At 36.7% G+C, this 15,964-nt stretch carries 15 protein-coding genes; 5 read left to right on the top strand and 10 right to left on the bottom strand.

What is annotated here, in order from left to right; translation table 11 throughout:
- Window positions 1-6: 6 nt before the first annotated feature.
- The 5 genes from H8S40_RS09835 to H8S40_RS09855 all read right to left on the bottom strand — a co-directional run bounded on the left by H8S40_RS09835 (window position 7) and on the right by H8S40_RS09855 (window position 3,659).
- The gene (locus tag H8S40_RS09835; protein ID WP_186865163.1) at window positions 7-819 is read right to left on the bottom strand and encodes a purine-nucleoside phosphorylase; all 813 of its coding nucleotides are present in this window, start codon (window positions 817-819) and stop codon (window positions 7-9) included.
- 25 nt (window positions 820-844) lie between these two features.
- Complete coding sequence (locus tag H8S40_RS09840; protein ID WP_118723915.1) at window positions 845-1,573, bottom strand: Crp/Fnr family transcriptional regulator; 729 nt, start codon at window positions 1,571-1,573, stop codon at window positions 845-847.
- A 14-nt stretch (window positions 1,574-1,587) separates the two neighbouring features.
- Window positions 1,588-2,253, bottom strand: a complete 666-nt coding sequence (deoC, locus tag H8S40_RS09845; RefSeq protein WP_118723916.1) for a deoxyribose-phosphate aldolase — start codon at window positions 2,251-2,253, stop codon at window positions 1,588-1,590.
- Between the two features lie 49 nt (window positions 2,254-2,302).
- Complete coding sequence (udp, locus tag H8S40_RS09850; protein ID WP_186865164.1) at window positions 2,303-3,085, bottom strand: uridine phosphorylase; 783 nt, start codon at window positions 3,083-3,085, stop codon at window positions 2,303-2,305.
- Window positions 3,086-3,512: 427 nt separating this feature from the next.
- Window positions 3,513-3,659 carry a hypothetical protein gene (locus H8S40_RS09855; protein ID WP_186865165.1) on the bottom strand — a complete coding sequence of 49 codons (147 nt, stop codon included), beginning with the start codon at window positions 3,657-3,659 and terminating at the stop codon, window positions 3,513-3,515.
- Window positions 3,660-3,778: 119 nt separating this feature from the next.
- Here H8S40_RS09855 and H8S40_RS09860 point away from each other — a divergent pair, with 119 nt between their 5' ends.
- Window positions 3,779-4,363, top strand: a complete 585-nt coding sequence (locus H8S40_RS09860; protein ID WP_186865166.1) for a hypothetical protein — start codon at window positions 3,779-3,781, stop codon at window positions 4,361-4,363.
- Between the two features lie 329 nt (window positions 4,364-4,692).
- Here H8S40_RS09860 and H8S40_RS09865 read toward each other — a convergent pair whose 3' ends face one another.
- Window positions 4,693-5,217, bottom strand: a complete 525-nt coding sequence (locus H8S40_RS09865) for an acyl-CoA thioesterase (protein WP_186865167.1) — start codon at window positions 5,215-5,217, stop codon at window positions 4,693-4,695.
- A gap of 128 nt (window positions 5,218-5,345) precedes the next feature.
- On the opposite strand from H8S40_RS09865, the gene H8S40_RS09870 reads away from it, so the two are divergent.
- Both H8S40_RS09870 and H8S40_RS09875 read left to right on the top strand, forming a co-directional pair.
- Complete coding sequence (locus H8S40_RS09870; protein ID WP_186865168.1) at window positions 5,346-6,125, top strand: tRNA pseudouridine synthase A; 780 nt, start codon at window positions 5,346-5,348, stop codon at window positions 6,123-6,125.
- Window positions 6,126-6,144: 19 nt separating this feature from the next.
- A complete protein-coding gene (locus tag H8S40_RS09875) occupies window positions 6,145-7,083 on the top strand; it encodes a putative ABC transporter permease (RefSeq protein ID WP_366482439.1) in 939 nt (312 codons plus the stop codon).
- Window positions 7,084-7,177: 94 nt separating this feature from the next.
- Here H8S40_RS09875 and malQ read toward each other — a convergent pair whose 3' ends face one another.
- Window positions 7,178-8,650, bottom strand: coding sequence for a 4-alpha-glucanotransferase (malQ, locus tag H8S40_RS09880; protein ID WP_118687708.1), 1,473 nt, complete (start codon window positions 8,648-8,650; stop codon window positions 7,178-7,180).
- Window positions 8,651-8,701: 51 nt separating this feature from the next.
- On the bottom strand, window positions 8,702-10,957 hold the full coding sequence (locus H8S40_RS09885) for a glycogen/starch/alpha-glucan phosphorylase (RefSeq protein ID WP_118737070.1): 2,256 nt from the start codon (window positions 10,955-10,957) through the stop codon (window positions 8,702-8,704).
- A 191-nt stretch (window positions 10,958-11,148) separates the two neighbouring features.
- On the opposite strand from H8S40_RS09885, the gene H8S40_RS09890 reads away from it, so the two are divergent.
- Window positions 11,149-12,039, top strand: a complete 891-nt coding sequence (locus H8S40_RS09890) for a helix-turn-helix transcriptional regulator (RefSeq protein WP_186865169.1) — start codon at window positions 11,149-11,151, stop codon at window positions 12,037-12,039.
- 56 nt (window positions 12,040-12,095) lie between these two features.
- Here H8S40_RS09890 and H8S40_RS09895 read toward each other — a convergent pair whose 3' ends face one another.
- Both H8S40_RS09895 and H8S40_RS09900 read right to left on the bottom strand, forming a co-directional pair.
- On the bottom strand, window positions 12,096-12,917 hold the full coding sequence (locus tag H8S40_RS09895) for a PHP domain-containing protein (protein WP_022074761.1): 822 nt from the start codon (window positions 12,915-12,917) through the stop codon (window positions 12,096-12,098).
- Window positions 12,918-12,973: 56 nt separating this feature from the next.
- On the bottom strand, window positions 12,974-13,900 hold the full coding sequence (locus tag H8S40_RS09900) for a TM7S3/TM198-like domain-containing protein (protein ID WP_118737069.1): 927 nt from the start codon (window positions 13,898-13,900) through the stop codon (window positions 12,974-12,976).
- 840 nt (window positions 13,901-14,740) lie between these two features.
- Between H8S40_RS09900 and asnA the strand changes: the two genes are divergently transcribed.
- Window positions 14,741-15,751 carry an aspartate--ammonia ligase gene (asnA, locus tag H8S40_RS09905; protein WP_118723922.1) on the top strand — a complete coding sequence of 337 codons (1,011 nt, stop codon included), beginning with the start codon at window positions 14,741-14,743 and terminating at the stop codon, window positions 15,749-15,751.
- The last annotated feature ends 213 nt before the right edge of the window (window positions 15,752-15,964 follow it).

Raw genomic sequence — 15,964 nt, forward strand, 5'->3', positions numbered from 1 at the left:
ACTCCATTACATGTTTACAATAACTTTTGTAACAAGTTCCTTAAACGATTTTGCTACGCGGTCAGCTGTCTCCTGCACTTCTTTATGATCCAATGCTTCTTTTGAAAGTCCTGCAGCCATATTTGTAATGCAGGAAATTCCACAGATTTCCATTCCCATGTGACGTGCTGCCATAGCTTCGCAAGCTGTACTCATTCCAACTGCATCTGCACCCCAGTTCTGTGCAAGTCTTATCTCTGCCGGAGTCTCATAGCTTGGTCCTGTAAACTGAACATAAACACCTTCCTGTAGCTCAATACCACATTCTGCTGCGCATTTACGGATTACATCGCGAAGGCGCTTACTGTATACTTCACTCATATCCGGGAATCTCACTCCGAGTTCCTCAATATTTGGTCCGATCAATGGACTTGGTACCGCTGTTGTAATATGATCTGTAATCATCATAAAATCTCCTGGTTTATAAGCAGGATTGCATCCGCCTGCTGCATTTGTAAGGAGAATTTTCTTTGCTCCAAGCATTCCCATAAGACGCGTTGGAAGAACAACATCTGACATGGTATATCCTTCATAATAATGAACACGTCCCTGCATAATCACAACAGGTGTATTCTCTACATATCCAAATACAAAACGTCCTTTATGACCTTTTACTGTAGAAACCGGAAAGCCTTCTATTTCTGAATAATCAATTGTCTGCTCGATTTGAATTCCATCTGCAAAATCTCCAAGTCCGGAACCAAGAACCAATGCTACTTCCGGTTTAAAATCTATTTTCTTTTTTACACTTTCAAGACATGTCATTAATTTCTTATACATAATTTCCACTCCTTTTCACTCAATTTTATCTTCTGTCAATTTTATCAGTGACTATCTTTTTAAGACCTTCATACTGTTCTTTACTAATCTGTAACTGGCTTCCATTTTTTGTGACCAGTCCGGCTTCCGAAAATTTCCGAATTGCTCTACTGACACTCTTCAGACACAATCCTGTCTCGTCCGCCATACTCGTACGGCTCTCTTTGATATAAAATGTTCCATTTTTATTATATTTTTCATATAATTCCACATATAAAAGTGCCAGCCTGTCTGCTCCTTGAAGAAAGAGGTACAGACGGTTGCGCCTTTCTTCTTCCAGAAGAGAATGACAAGTTAGTTTCGCTTCCAGCCGAAATGTTTCCGGATCTGAATACAGCCACTTTTCATACTTTGCACGCGACAATTTTACCAACACACAGTCTGTCTCTGTCTGCACTGTTGTTTTGTAAGTCCCCTGCTCCATAATCACTTCCATTCCCCCAAGAGCAATTACATTATCAGGCTTCATAAAATCAAACGCAATTCCCGAGACTCGATAATCTGTCGCTTTTACTTTTCCGATTCCAACAAAATAAATCATATCTGCCGGTTCATTTTCATGAATAAAAATCGTCCCCGCTGCTATATTCTCCACTTCCAGTGCTTCCATGACCCAAAGCGGAGCACTATGAAAATATATTTCAAATTGTTCTTGTCTTTTTTTCTCAATCTGCGTCAAAAACGGCAGCATCTCATGCAAATAATTACGTTCCATACTTCTTCCTCTTTTTAATATCCTGTTGCTTCCTCATTCTTCACAATCTTAATGATACGGCTTGTGCCAAGACGATCTGCTCCAAGTTCAAGGAATTTCTCAGCATCTTCCATAGATGAAATACCACCTGCTGCTTTCATCTTCACATTTGGTCCGATATGCTGTGAAAAAAGTTTGATATCATCAAATGTTGCTCCCGCTCCGCCAAAACCTGTCGATGTCTTAATGTAATCAGCACCTGCATTTGTTACGATTTCGCACATCTTAATCTTCTCTTCGTCAGTAAGGAAACATGTCTCAATGATAACTTTAAGAATTTTATCTTTGCAGACAGCTTTTAAAGCTCTGATCTCATTCTCAATCAAGTCATACTTTTTATCCTTGAGCCATCCGATATTGATTACCATATCAATTTCAGAAGCACCATTCTCCAGTGCATCTTTTGTCTCAAATTCCTTTGCTTTAGTTGTCATATATCCGTTTGGGAATCCGATTACTGTACAAACCGCCATCTTATCACCCATATATTCTGCGGCCTGTTTTACGTAGCTTGGTGCAATACAAACAGATGCGGTTTCATATTTCATTGCATCGTCACAAATCTGTTTGATTTCTTCCCAAGTAGCCCCCTGAAGAAGAAGTGTATGATCAACATGTTTTAAAATCTCTTTCACATCCATTATATAGTCTTCCTTTCAATTTATAGTATATCATCTTTTTTACTATTTTTTATTTATTTTCCTGATCTGCTTTAATCAATTTACGAATTGCTTCAACTGCCACCTGAATTGCCATGTCTGTATCATGAGCAACCGGATTCTCAAGGCCAAGTTTTTCTCTCTCCTGATTTGCTACAACGAGGAAACATGAACCTGCTCTTGCTCTTAATTTAGATGCACAGATAAACAGTGCAGCAGACTCCATTTCTGATGCAAGACATCCCATCATCTTCCATGCTTCCCATTTATTGATAAGCTCATATCCTACCGGCATTGTCTCCGGCTCGTGCTGTCCATAAAATGCATCCTTACACTGAACAACCCCTGTATAATGAGTAAAGTTCTTTTCTTTTGCGGCTGCAACCAGCGCATTTGTAACATCAAGATCTGCCACTGCCGGATACTCGATCGGTGCATATTCTTTTGATGTTCCTTCCATACGGATTGCTCCTGTTGCAATTACAACATCCCCGCTTTTAATTTCTGTCTGCATTCCTCCACAAGTTCCAATTCTAACAAATGTATCTGCTCCGCATTTATATAATTCTTCCATTGCGATCGATGCTGACGGTCCGCCAATTCCTGTAGATGTTACGCTTACTTTTACACCGTCCAGTGTTCCTGTATATGTAACATATTCTCTGTTATCTGCTATCAAAACCGGATCATCAAAATACTGTGCGATTTTTGCACATCTCTTTGGATCACCCGGCATTATCACATAACGTCCGACTTCTCCCTTTGCCACCTGAATATGATATTGTCTGCTTTGATCTTCTGAATAATTTTTCATACCTTTTCCACCTTTCTGTCTTTATTTTATGTCTTATCGTTGTCCTTTATCGTATGGTATTCCTTCTGCCTTAGGTGCTCTGGAATTTTTTGATACAAACACAAGAACGACCAATGAAATAATATAAGGGAACATATTATACAATGTACTTGGAAGCTTTAACGCTACTAATGCCGGGAATCCTGTATATACATTTGAAAGGGCACGGAACTTTCAAATCTTAACAAGGAATGCTTTTTTCTCTTCAGGACTCTATATTTCCAATTATGACATATGTCCCCTCCTTTTAATAGGACTACAGTCCCTTTCTCCTATTCTTTTTTGCATTTTATCTATTTTTCACAGTTTTTTTATTCGGTTTTTGTTCACTTTATCTATATTTTTACCTTCCACGCAAAGACATTTGTCCTTTTTTGTCTCTTGAGATTCATTTTTTCTTCTTTGGTCTCTCTGTTTGTTTTTTCACCAACTGTTCCTCTCTTTTTTCTTTGCCTTTGTCCAATCGTTTCTTCAACATACAATCTTCATCTAATTCGTACACAGCATTTCCATCAATAATTAATCTTCGTTTCATATTTTACTCCATTGTTTCCTTTCCTATATAATATGCTTCTTTTTTTATCTCGGGTTATTCCACCTGCATATTCTTCCCTGTCACACATATTTTTATTCGACATATCATATATATCAGATATGGAAAAGAAATCAACAACACCACTCTCACCCTTTGATGAACTAACCATTCCATCTGAATTGCAGCTTTTAAAACTTATTCTTCCATACACTCCTGTCACCAATCAGAAAATGCTCGGTATTTTAATTAAATTTCTTGAATTAGAATACACGATTGATTTTTTTCAACACTGTACCCTTAAGCTCCACTCTCAGACAACCGATGCCCCTGTTTCTTTCTCAAATATCATCAGCGAAATAGCACCTTATCTTTCCAAACGCGATTCGCAAATGCTAGCTTCTGTTCAAAACATTTTGAATATTCTGGAAATGATGCAAACCTTTCAAGATACTTCATCCACTTCCCCTGCCGATTTATTTTCTGGAATGCTTTCTCCAGAACAACAAGAAATGTTCCAAATGTATCAAACCATGTTTCAACAGGAAGGAGACTCGCAAAATGAACGAATGGATGAATCATCCACTTCTAAAGAATATGAATCCGGTGAAATACAATCTCATTCAGATGGCTGCGACCAAAACAGCAGGAAAAAGCGGAAAGGAATTGATGCCGATTATGATGGCTCTGATCACGAGTGCAAATAAACAGGGGATTCATTTCACCCCCGACGAAATTACTTTAATCTTAGATATTATTAAAGAAGGTAAAACACCGGAAGAAAAAGCTCAAATTGACAGCACTATTCAAATGGTCAAAACAATTCTTTCTAAAAATTCCCATTCTTAAGTTCACCTGTTTTTTTACGAACAAAGAATGTGCTTTGCACATTCTTGCGCCTGTGGCGGTCGCTTGCGACACCTACATTGTACGCCGCAGTGCGCATCCATAGCGGAGCGATTTTTATATATTAGGAAAGCACTTTCCTAATATATAAAAAAAGATGCGGACATTATCGTCTGCATCTTTTTTAGTTCTAAAATCCTTCTTTTCTTCTGAGTTCCCGCATCTCGCGTCGCTTTTGTGCAGCCTCCCATTCGCCTCTTTGTTCTTCTGTCTCAATAATCAGCTCTGGAACCTGAATTGGATGATCATTTTCATCTAACGCTACCATTGTCAGATATGCTCTGTTAATTGGGCGTCTCATTCCTTGTTTATCTTCCACATATGTATCCACACGCACTTCCATCGAAGTATTCCCAACATAAGTCACTCGTCCGATAATAACAACATGTTCCCCCAGATATGCACCTCTTATAAATTTCAGATTATCGATGGATGCTGTAATACAATTTTCTCTTGTATGACGCATCGCCACAATACCTGCTGCTTCATCAATCCATTGAACCAACATTCCCCCAAATAATCTTCCTGCTGCATTCAAATGATTCGGACGAACAATATATACCGTCTCAACTCGAGATTCTTCCATCCGTCTTTGTTCACGCACTTTTACATTTTCCTCCAACTTTTTCACATATTTTTTTGCAATTAGTCTCATTGTAACGCTTTACTCTCTTGTTTGAAAGTATTCTTTTTTATGTTTTACATAAGATACAATTTATTTTATCTGGTAAATTTATTTCCTTTCATGTATCATATAAAGTACATATGAAAAGAGGATTGCTTATGAAAAACATAAAATTAACGATTCAATATGATGGCACGCGCTATCAAGGATGGCAGAAACCTGGGAAGAAAGGAAATTCTAATACCATCTCCGGAAAACTTACAGAAGTGATTTCTCGAATCACTGATGAAGAAACCACCTTATTTGCAGGTGCCAAAACAGACACAAATGTGCACGCTGATGCACAAATTGTAAATTTTAAGACAAACACTACATTATCTGCATTAAAATTAAAGCAAGAATTAAACCATTATCTTCCACAAGATATTGCTATTATTTCTGCCGAAGAGGTTTCTGAACGTTTTCATGCTTCATTAAATGCACAAACAATCACTTATCTTTATCGTGTAAACTGTGCACCGGTTGCAGATGTATTTACAAGAAAATACAAGTACCACCTGCCGGATACATTAGATTTTAATGCTATGCAGCATGCCTCAGAACAATTGCTTGGAAGACATGATTTCAAGCATTTTTCTTCTGGAAAGACAAAAAAATCAACCGAAAAAGATTTGCTTTCCATCGAAATTTTCAATGGATTTCATATTCCGAAAGATTTACTTCTAAAGTGTGAACAGCCATCTGATGCTGATTTTCTTTTTCTTCTAAAAGGAAATGATTTTCTACATCAAATGCCACTTTACTTAACAGAAACGTTATTAGAAATAGGACTCGGCAGCCGAAACGCATCTTCCATTCCATTAATTTTTTCTGGAGAAGATACTGTTTCTAAACGTTGTCCTTCTCATGGACTCTTTCTTCATGAGATTACATACTAATAAATAAGGAGGAGTTTTCATGCTATCATCAATGTCAATTTATTTTATATTACTATACTTTTTTGTATATGGGTTTTTAGGCTGGTGTACTGAAGTTGGTTTCGCAGCCTTTAAAACACATCACTTTGTAAACCGAGGATTCTTAAATGGTCCGATCTGTCCTATTTATGGAGTCGGAGTTACCGCTGTTATAACCATTCTAACTCCTTATAAATCAGATATTATTGTTCTCTATATTCTCTCCGTCGTCCTGGTAACAGTATTGGAAGGAGTTACCGGATGGGCTATGGATAAAATTTTTCATAATAAATGGTGGGATTATTCTGATATGCCATTAAACATCGGCGGATATGTATGTCTGTTATTTTCTATTGTATGGGGATTTGCATGTCTGTTTATTATTTATTTTATACAGCCGCTTGTTCATGATTTGCTTGCGTTCATCCCAACAATTGTCGGAATTATATTAATTATAATACTTGGAATCACTTTAATCGCAGACTTATATGTGACAGCTTCTACAATATTTAAATTTAATCGTCGTCTGGCCGCTATGGAGAAAATTGCTGCTGAGATGCATGAAATTTCTGAGCAGATTGGTCAAGAAATTTTTGAAAAGACAATCCGTGCTATGGATAGACAAGAAGCCTCAAAAGAAAAACTTGCTACTGCTACCGATGAGTTTAAAGAAAAAATGCAGGATACTGCTTCTGGATTGAAAGAAAAAACACAAGGAACTGCTTTTGAATTAAAGGAACGTGCTTTGGATGCCCGCGAACGTTCACAGGAAATCAGCGAAGAACTGCGCAGCAGAATCGCATCTCTTCACACTCGTTATCATGAATCAACGGATAAACCGGGTCGTATTTCCCGCCGTCTGATGAACGCATTTCCGAAAATGGAATCTCGTCAGCACAAAGAATCTCTTGAAGTATTAAAGAAACGCTGGAAACGATAATGTGTATTGTCTCAAAAAAGACAGGATGCAAATTAATTGCTTCCTGTCTTTTTTATGAAATAATCCTATTGATTTCTACATTTAAGAAAATATCTTATCTTCCATATAACACTGTCATTTGTTTCATCTGCTCTACAAGTTCATCTGTCAACGCATCTTTATCCATTCTCCATACCCAGTTTCCACCTAGTGTAGATGGCGTATTGATTCTTGCACGCTCATCAAGACAGAGGTAATCCTGCATTGGAATCACACATAAATCTGCAACACTTCCCATTGCCATTGCAATAAAATCCCATGAAAGAGTATCTTCATCTAATGCCGGCTTATGCAAATATTCTTTTGCATAAGTTCTACATTCTTTCGACACGTCATGATACCATGCTCTTGTAGTAGTATTGTCATGTGTTCCTGTATATACAACACAATTTTTCGGATACGTATGAGGGAGATAATTCCCAGACTCTCTGGAATCAAACGCGAACTGAAGCACCTTCATTCCCGGATATCCAGAGTCTTTCAATAACTGCAATACCGAATCTGTCAAAAAGCCAAGATCCTCTGCAATAATTTTTAATTCGCCAAGCTTTTCATTGATTGTATTGAACAGATCCATTCCCGGTCCCGGCTGCCAGCAACCATTCTCTGCTGTTTTACTTCCATAAGGAATTGCATAGTACTCATCAAATCCACGAAAATGATCAATTCGTACTACATCGTATAACCGGAAACAATGTGCAATTCGTTCCAACCACCATGTATACCCTGTCTCTTTGTGATATTCCCAATTATATAACGGATTTCCCCACAGCTGTCCTGTGGCTGAGAACCCATCCGGTGGGCATCCTGCTACTGCTGTTGGAAGATTTTCTTCATCAAACTGGAATAATTTTGGATTTGCCCAAGTGTCTGCACTGTCAAACGCAACATAAATTGGAATATCTCCAATAATTTCAATTCCTTTTTCATTGGCATAATCATGTAGTTTCTTCCATTGACATGCAAATTTATATTGCTGGAACTGATAAAATCCGATTTCATCTTTCAATTCTTCTTCGGCTTTTTTCATATACTCTGGAAGACGGTTACGATAACCTTCCTCCCACTCAATCCAACTTACTCCACCTTGCCAATCTTTAATTGCCATGTACAAACAGTAATCTGTCAGCCATTCTTCATTTTCTTTTATAAATTTTTCATATTCCTTATCCGGGCTAAAACGTTCATACGCTTTTCGAAGCAGTTTAAAACGATTAAAATACATTTTTTCATAATCGATTTCATCAGCCTTGTTTCCAAAATCTGCTGCATCGCATTCATCCTTCGTCAACAGACCTTCTTTGATCAGACTTTCCAGATCAATAAAATATGGATTTCCCGCAAATGTTGAAAAAGACTGGTACGGAGAGTCGCCATATCCCGTAGGACCAAGTGGCAGAATCTGCCACTTTTTTTGTCCTGCTTCTTTCAACTGATCCACAAAAGTATATGCTTCTTTTGAAAAACAACCGATCCCATATTTTGACGGAAGAGAAAATATTGGTAATAACACTCCACTTTCTCGCATTTTGTTTCCTCTTTTCTTTCTTGCTTCTGTTTATTTTACAAACAATATAATTTACTGTACATGCCAAATATCATTGTTATACTCTGCAATTGTACGGTCAGATGAGAAATATCCTGCTTTTGAGATATTTACTACCATCTTCTCGGCCCATGCTTTACGATCTTCATACGCTTTCAATGCTTCTTCCTTCTTTGCTGCATAAGCTTTGAAATCAAGAAGTGTCATAAACCAGTCTTTATTTAACAACTCATTTTTCAATCTTGTCAAATTCTCTTCATGTCCGATTGCAAGTAATTGCTCTGATGTGATAAAGTCTACTGCTGCCTTGATGTCCGCATCTTCCTCATAGAATTTCTTTGACACATAATCAGCTTTTGCATAGTGTTCAATAACTTCTTCACTTGAAGCACCAAATACAAAAATGTTATCGTCTCCAACAAGCTCATGGATTTCCACATTTGCCCCGTCTTCTGTTCCAAGTGTCAGTGCTCCATTTAACATAAATTTCATATTACCTGTTCCACTTGCCTCTTTTGATGCCAGTGAAATCTGTTCAGAAATATCACAAGCCGGAATCAGTTTTTCTGCTTTTGTCACGTTGTAGTTTTCTACCATAACAACCTTCAGATATGGACTTACTTCTGGATCATTGTTGATCAATTCCTGAAGACATAAAATCAAATGAATAATATCTTTTGCAATAACATATGCAGGAGCTGCTTTTGCCCCAAAAATAACTGTAATTGGTGTAGATGGTTTTTTCCCTGCTTTAATTTCCAGATATTTATGGATTATATACAGTGCATTCATCTGCTGACGTTTGTACTCATGCAGACGTTTGATCTGAATATCAAAAATTGACTCTGGATTTAATTCTACACCCTGGGTTTTCTTCAAATATTCGCAAAGTGCTTTTTTATTTTCTTTTTTCACTTCAAGTAACTGGTCTAATACATTTGCATCTTCTTTATATGCCAGTAATTTTTCCAGCCCGTTTGCATCATTTCGATACTCTTTTCCAATCACCTTATCAAGCAGTTCTGTCAGTCCTGGATTGCAGTGAATCAACCAGCGACGGAATGTAATTCCATTTGTCTTATTATTAAATTTTTCTGGATAAATCTGGTAAAATGGATTCAATTCTGTCTCTTTGAGGATCGCTGTATGCAAAGATGCAACTCCGTTTACACTAAATCCATAATGAATATCAATATGTGCCATATGAACTACATCATTTTTATCTATAATCACAACTCTTTCATCATCAAATTTTCTTCTTACTTTATCATCTAAAATTTCAATGATCGGAACAAGCTGTGGTACAACTTTGTTCAAGTAAGCGATTGGCCATTTTTCCAATGCCTCTGCAAGAATTGTATGATTTGTATATGCACATGTGTTTGATACAATTTCAATTGCCTCATCCATTGCAATTCCACGCTCTACTAACAAACGGATTAATTCTGGAATTACCATTGTCGGATGTGTATCATTAATCTGGATTACTGCATAGTCTGCTAAATCATGTAAATTGCATCCACGGGCAACACACTCGTCCAAAATCAGCTGTGCACCATTGCTTACCATGAAATACTGCTGATAAATACGGAGAAGACGACCATTATCATCACTGTCATCAGGATATAAGAATAATGTCAGATTCTTTGCAATATCTTCTTTGTTAAATGTAATTCCATCTTTTACGATTGTTTCATCTACGGAATCTATATCAAATAAATGAAGTTTATTTGTCTGATTATTGTATCCTGTAACTTCAATGTCATACATTCTTGACTGTAATTTCAAATCACCAAATGTAACCGGATATGTCACATCTGTTTTTGTAAGCCAGCTTTCTTTTTCAATCCATGGATTTGGCACTGCTTTCTGCAATTCGTCTTCAAATTCCTGTTTGAATAATCCTAAATGATAATTCAGCCCAATTCCATCTCCACTAATTCCCAAAGTTGCGATTGAATCAAGAAAACATGCTGCCAGTCTTCCAAGTCCGCCGTTTCCAAGAGATGGTTCTGGCTCTACTTCTTCAATCTCGCAAATATCTTTTCCATTTGCTGCAAGCAGCTCTCTTACTTCGTCATAAATCCCAAGGTTAATCATGTTATTAGAAAGCAATTTTCCAATCAAAAACTCTGCTGAAATATAATAAATTTTTTTCTTTGTAGCCGGAGCTTCTTTTTCTTTTGCCATTTCCTGCACAATACTTAAAAGTGCATAATAAATTTCTGTATTTGAAGCTGTATCCACTGATTTTCCAAGTTTCTGCTGCAATAATTCCTGAATCTTCATAAATGTGATTCTCCTTTCAAACATTTGCTTGTTTTCATTTTCTATATGTATTTTAATATGATTATATTTATTTTTCTTGCAAAATGCTCTTATTTTATAGTACAATACTATCAATTTTACAAATGATAGTTTTTAACAATCCAATCTTTTACTTTTGATAACATTTTTTGCAAAATGAAAGGAGCTCTATTATGAATATGAATGAATATCAAAATTATCATGAATCAAAATCGCATACTAACATAGAATTTCCTTACAACACTTATCTCTGCTGTATTCCTGTAGATTTTAATCAGGTTCCGCTTCATTGGCATGAAGAACTGGAATTTATCGTAATCACGAAAGGATGTGGGACCATATCTGTAGATTTCCATTCTCAATTAGTCTCCGCCGGTGATATTGTATTTGTACGCCCGGGGCAATTGCATTCTATAGAACAAAAAGAACATTTCCGCATGGAATATGAAAATATTCTTCTTGATCCTGCCATGTTAATAAGCGGAGAGCAAGATTTATGTGCACAGCAGTTTATTCTTCCACTTTTAAACAACCACATTCGAACTGAAACATTTTTTACTCCTGCGCTTCCTTATTATTCAGGAATCGCATCCTGCATCCGGGAAATCGATCAGTTGTGTGATATACGCCCCAAAGGATATCAATTAGCTGTAAAAGGAAGACTTTTTCAACTCATGTACCTTCTTATATCTAACCAGATAAGTAAAAAAAATATTTCAAGTGCCCGTTCAAAATCACTGGACAAATTGAAAATGATTTTAAAATATGTAGAAGAACATTACGATGAACCAACTACCATTGATGATATGGCTGACCTAACTCATTATAGTAAATCGCATTTTATGAAATTTTTCAAATCGCATATGGGAATGGGATTTATTGAATATTTAAATGATTACCGACTCACCATTGCCGCACGCCAGCTTGTATCTTCCGATGAATCAATCCTTACAGTTGCATCTCTTTCCGGATTTGATAATCTTTCTTATTTTAATAGATTGTTTCGAAGAAAATATCACACTACTCCGGGGGCATATCGCAAGAAAACAGCTTCTGACGAATAATTCCTCATAACCAAAAAGATGACACGCCCGAGAACATGTCATCTTTTTTATCTGTATTATTCCTTGCCTTGCAAGTATAATTCAATTGGATCAATCGGATCAAACGGATTCTCCTCTTCCATCTTGGAATTCCTTCCATGCCTCCTTAAGAGCTCCCCACTCTTATTATAAACCCAGAATGAATATGCCAGAATCTTATTGATCTTTCCCATCTTTTCTTTTGTTGTCTTCGTATAGAATGTACCACCAACCTGAAATTTTGTCTTTTTGTGAATCATAGAAATCAATTCTGTTTCACATGTTACAGGCTCAGGTAAAATAGTATATGCTTTTCCAATACAATCTGTCTTATGGGAATCACTTCCGCCCACTTTCACTTTTCCATATTTTTCCGCAAGCTTCATTGCACCATCATTCGACTCGGGAGACTCACAGCAATTAAATGCCTCGACAAAATCAAATCGTTTCATCAATTCCGGGGACTTGTAAAAACGTTTTGTATTCGTAAAGCTTAAATACTTTTCACCACATGGATGTGCCGGTCCCAATACACCTCCATTACGATGTACCAAATCGATCAGCACCGGTGCCGGCATTCCACGAAGCTCCAGAAGCTTCATCTTCACACCTTCCGGCATAATCACAAGAATATGTCCTGCATCCCTCGTATCATACTCAATTCCTTTTAACACTACAAAATCTGTGTGTCGTTTTCCTTTGATATGTTCTTTCCAATAACGATATCCGTTATACGTGTTATGGTCTGTTATGACCATTCCCTGAAATCCTTTTTCTTTTAAGATCGTAATATATTCTTCTACGCTAACCCTACTGTCAACAGAGCCTTCTTTTACATGGCAGTGCATATCAATTTTCATACGAAGCATCCCCTTTGCCTTTTCTTACTGTCTGCTATCTATGCAGTACAGTTGTATTACTTATCATCATCTGTAATAATAATAAAATCATCATCATCTTCCAGATCATCTAAATCTGTATAATCGTCTGGATTGTAGCCGTCAACATAATCACTTTCTTCTTCATCTTCATATTCTTCGTCATCCAAATCGATTTCATCCAGATAACTCAAGTCTGGTTCTTTCTTCGGCTTGTCATCCGGTTTATCATCTGACTTATCGTCCGGCTCGTCATCTAACAAAATGGCATCATCGAACATAGCTCTTGCTTTTTCTACCTCATTCTCTGTAGAATTCTGTTCTCTTATCTCAGCTGCTTTTTTCAAATTCTTCTTTTTACGCTTACCGGATTCCAGTGTGAATTGAATTATACCACCGACAATTGCAACCAGTACCATGATTCCGTATCCGAAAATTGGATTATCAAACTCCGCCAATGTAGCAATTGCATCCCCTGCGAGCACTCCACCGAGTATACTTGTCACAACAATCATGATTGGTTCTACAAACTTCAATGCCAGTAATGCGATGACAAGGCCAATTGCCAGACATACACCCAGGAAAATCCAATCCTGTGGATTCACGAACAGGATTGCAATGTAAGTTCCTGTCAGAAGTGCCATCAAAAATATTCCAAAACGATAAAAAAATCCTGCCAGAAATGCCAATACAATTCCGCCTCCAATGGTTGCTCCTACCACAATCATCGGTTCTAATCCTGCTAATTCTGTCACAGCAAAACCAATTCCGGCACCTGCAACAAGTCCAAGAAGTGCACTCCACAAACGAATCAGTTTTAAACCAAACATACTTAAAAATATACCTATCACAGTTGTAACAATCAGCGCAATCATCATGTTTTCACTTACAACCTGATTCACTGTATCTGAATTTACACTTTTAAGATATTGATATACTTGATCAGCTATTGTACTTATGTCCATCTTAATCTCTCCTCTTTTATACTTATAGTTCCCCGTATGTTTCTGTATCTTTTTCTTTTGATACTATTCTTATTTTATCAATTTTTACATTGTTATACAAGTAAATCAAACGAAGTTCACAAGATGTACACGAAAAAATTTTTTCTGTTTAAAAACCTCAAAAAGCATTTCCTATCGTATAAAAAAGCAAAAAGTAAGAGCCGATACGATTATTCATCCGATTCATATCAGCCCTTACTTTATATGTAATTTTTTATTCATTTAATATGCTGGTGGTCTATACCTCCTATTCTTTTCTATTCTTACGATTCGTTCTCTGATGAGAATCACGTTCGAAATAGATTTTACTTCTCTCATAACTTTCTCGTCATTATGATCTTTCTCTATCTCTTCTCACCCAATATCGAGAATCCTTCATAAGTGGAACTTACTGAATATTTTTTGAAGAAGACCTTTTTCCATCTCTTTCAATGATTTTTTACTTTTCTTTTATCTTAGCTAATAAGATTTATTTATCACTCTTTCAGATGTTTTTGTCTGTTCAATTGTATTCGTTCAGTTCTTTTTGTTGACTTTATATTAACATTCATTTTCGTTTTTGTCAACATATTTTCTGTTTTATTTTATATTTTTATTTAATTGTCAGTTTTCTATTGTTTTTCTTTTTATTTTTTCTGTCTTGTATTATCCGATTTCTATTAGCATTTCTATTATTTATAAAAATGTACTTGAAACACATTTATTGACTTTTTTTTTAAGAATCAGTACAATAGGTATATTCTTTCATAAGAGTTGAATTTTTAATCGTCTCTTATAATCATAGATAAAGGAGTTTAAAGTATGGAACATTTAACAATTCCTGAAGGCTACTCGTCTCCTCTTACAATTCGTGAGACAGAAGTTGCTATCAAAGAAGTAAAAGACTATTTTGAACGTGCACTTGCGAAATCCTTGCATTTGACACGTGTTTCCGCCCCATTATTTGTCCGCCCGGAATCCGGACTGAATGATAACTTAAATGGAGTAGAAAGACCTGTTTCTTTCGGTATCAAAGAGCAGGACGATGCACCTGCCGAAATCGTTCATTCACTGGCCAAATGGAAACGATATGCATTAAAGCATTATAATTTTCATTCCGGAGAAGGACTCTACACTGACATGAGTGCCATTCGTCGTGATGAGGATACTGATAATATTCATTCTATTTATGTCGATCAATGGGATTGGGAAAAAGTCATTTCCAAAGAAGAACGTAACACAGAAACCTTGGAATATACAGTAAGAAAAGTATTCAGTGCATTAAAAGAAACAGAAAACTATATTTCCAGACGTTATAACTACATTGAGCCATTATTGCCTGATGATATTTTCTTTGTAACTTCTCAGGAATTAGAAGATATGTATCCTGACAAAACACCAAAACAACGTGAATATCTGATTGCAAAAGCAAAAAAAGCGGTATTTATCTCTCAAATCGGTAAAGAACTTGCTTCAGGAGAAAAACACGATGGACGTGCTCCTGACTATGATGACTGGGACTTAAATGGTGACATCATCGTTTATTATCCTGTTTTGGATATTGCATTAGAGCTTTCTTCTATGGGAATTCGTGTTGATGAAGATTCACTTGCCAGACAGCTTAAACTTGCAGATTGCGAGGATCGCGCCAAACTTCCATTCCAGAAATCGCTTCTTAACAAAGAGCTTCCTTACACTGTCGGTGGCGGTATCGGACAGTCACGTATTTGTATGTATTACTTAAGAAAAGCACATATCGGTGAAGTCCAGTCTTCTATCTGGCCTGAAGAAGTCCTTCAATGTGCAAGAGAACATGGCATTCAGTTATTGTAATCTCTGCCACAATTGATACTTGCTTTGACTGATACAATCAAGTCGAACGTCTGTGAGACTTGGCGCGTGATTCTGGTCAGCGAAGCTGACATATTCCTATCAGAATCACTGCGCATCCTCGCGGAGCGTTTATCTCAGTCGAGAAGAATCACCACCTGAAGAGGTGGGAGTCTTCTCGACTGAGATAAAAAATGGTAGGCAACACTTTTTGAA

The organism is Ruminococcus hominis, from assembly GCF_014287355.1.
Taxonomy (GTDB): Bacteria; Bacillota; Clostridia; order Lachnospirales; family Lachnospiraceae; genus Schaedlerella; species Schaedlerella hominis.

Excerpts from the sequence above, each read along its gene's own strand:
- H8S40_RS09835 (WP_186865163.1), bottom strand. The coding sequence starts at position 819 with ATGTATAAGAAATTAATGACATGTCTTGAAAGTGTAAAAAAGAAAATA.
- H8S40_RS09840 (WP_118723915.1), bottom strand. The coding sequence starts at position 1,573 with ATGGAACGTAATTATTTGCATGAGATGCTGCCGTTTTTGACGCAGATT.
- deoC (WP_118723916.1), bottom strand. The coding sequence starts at position 2,253 with ATGGATGTGAAAGAGATTTTAAAACATGTTGATCATACACTTCTTCTT.
- udp (WP_186865164.1), bottom strand. The coding sequence starts at position 3,085 with ATGAAAAATTATTCAGAAGATCAAAGCAGACAATATCATATTCAGGTG.
- H8S40_RS09855 (WP_186865165.1), bottom strand. The coding sequence starts at position 3,659 with ATGAAACGAAGATTAATTATTGATGGAAATGCTGTGTACGAATTAGAT.
- H8S40_RS09860 (WP_186865166.1), top strand. The coding sequence starts at position 3,779 with ATGGAAAAGAAATCAACAACACCACTCTCACCCTTTGATGAACTAACC.
- H8S40_RS09865 (WP_186865167.1), bottom strand. The coding sequence starts at position 5,217 with ATGAGACTAATTGCAAAAAAATATGTGAAAAAGTTGGAGGAAAATGTA.
- H8S40_RS09870 (WP_186865168.1), top strand. The coding sequence starts at position 5,346 with ATGAAAAACATAAAATTAACGATTCAATATGATGGCACGCGCTATCAA.
- H8S40_RS09875 (WP_366482439.1), top strand. The coding sequence starts at position 6,145 with ATGCTATCATCAATGTCAATTTATTTTATATTACTATACTTTTTTGTA.
- malQ (WP_118687708.1), bottom strand. The coding sequence starts at position 8,650 with ATGCGAGAAAGTGGAGTGTTATTACCAATATTTTCTCTTCCGTCAAAA.
- H8S40_RS09885 (WP_118737070.1), bottom strand. The coding sequence starts at position 10,957 with ATGAAGATTCAGGAATTATTGCAGCAGAAACTTGGAAAATCAGTGGAT.
- H8S40_RS09890 (WP_186865169.1), top strand. The coding sequence starts at position 11,149 with ATGAATATGAATGAATATCAAAATTATCATGAATCAAAATCGCATACT.
- H8S40_RS09895 (WP_022074761.1), bottom strand. The coding sequence starts at position 12,917 with ATGAAAATTGATATGCACTGCCATGTAAAAGAAGGCTCTGTTGACAGT.
- H8S40_RS09900 (WP_118737069.1), bottom strand. The coding sequence starts at position 13,900 with ATGGACATAAGTACAATAGCTGATCAAGTATATCAATATCTTAAAAGT.
- asnA (WP_118723922.1), top strand. The coding sequence starts at position 14,741 with ATGGAACATTTAACAATTCCTGAAGGCTACTCGTCTCCTCTTACAATT.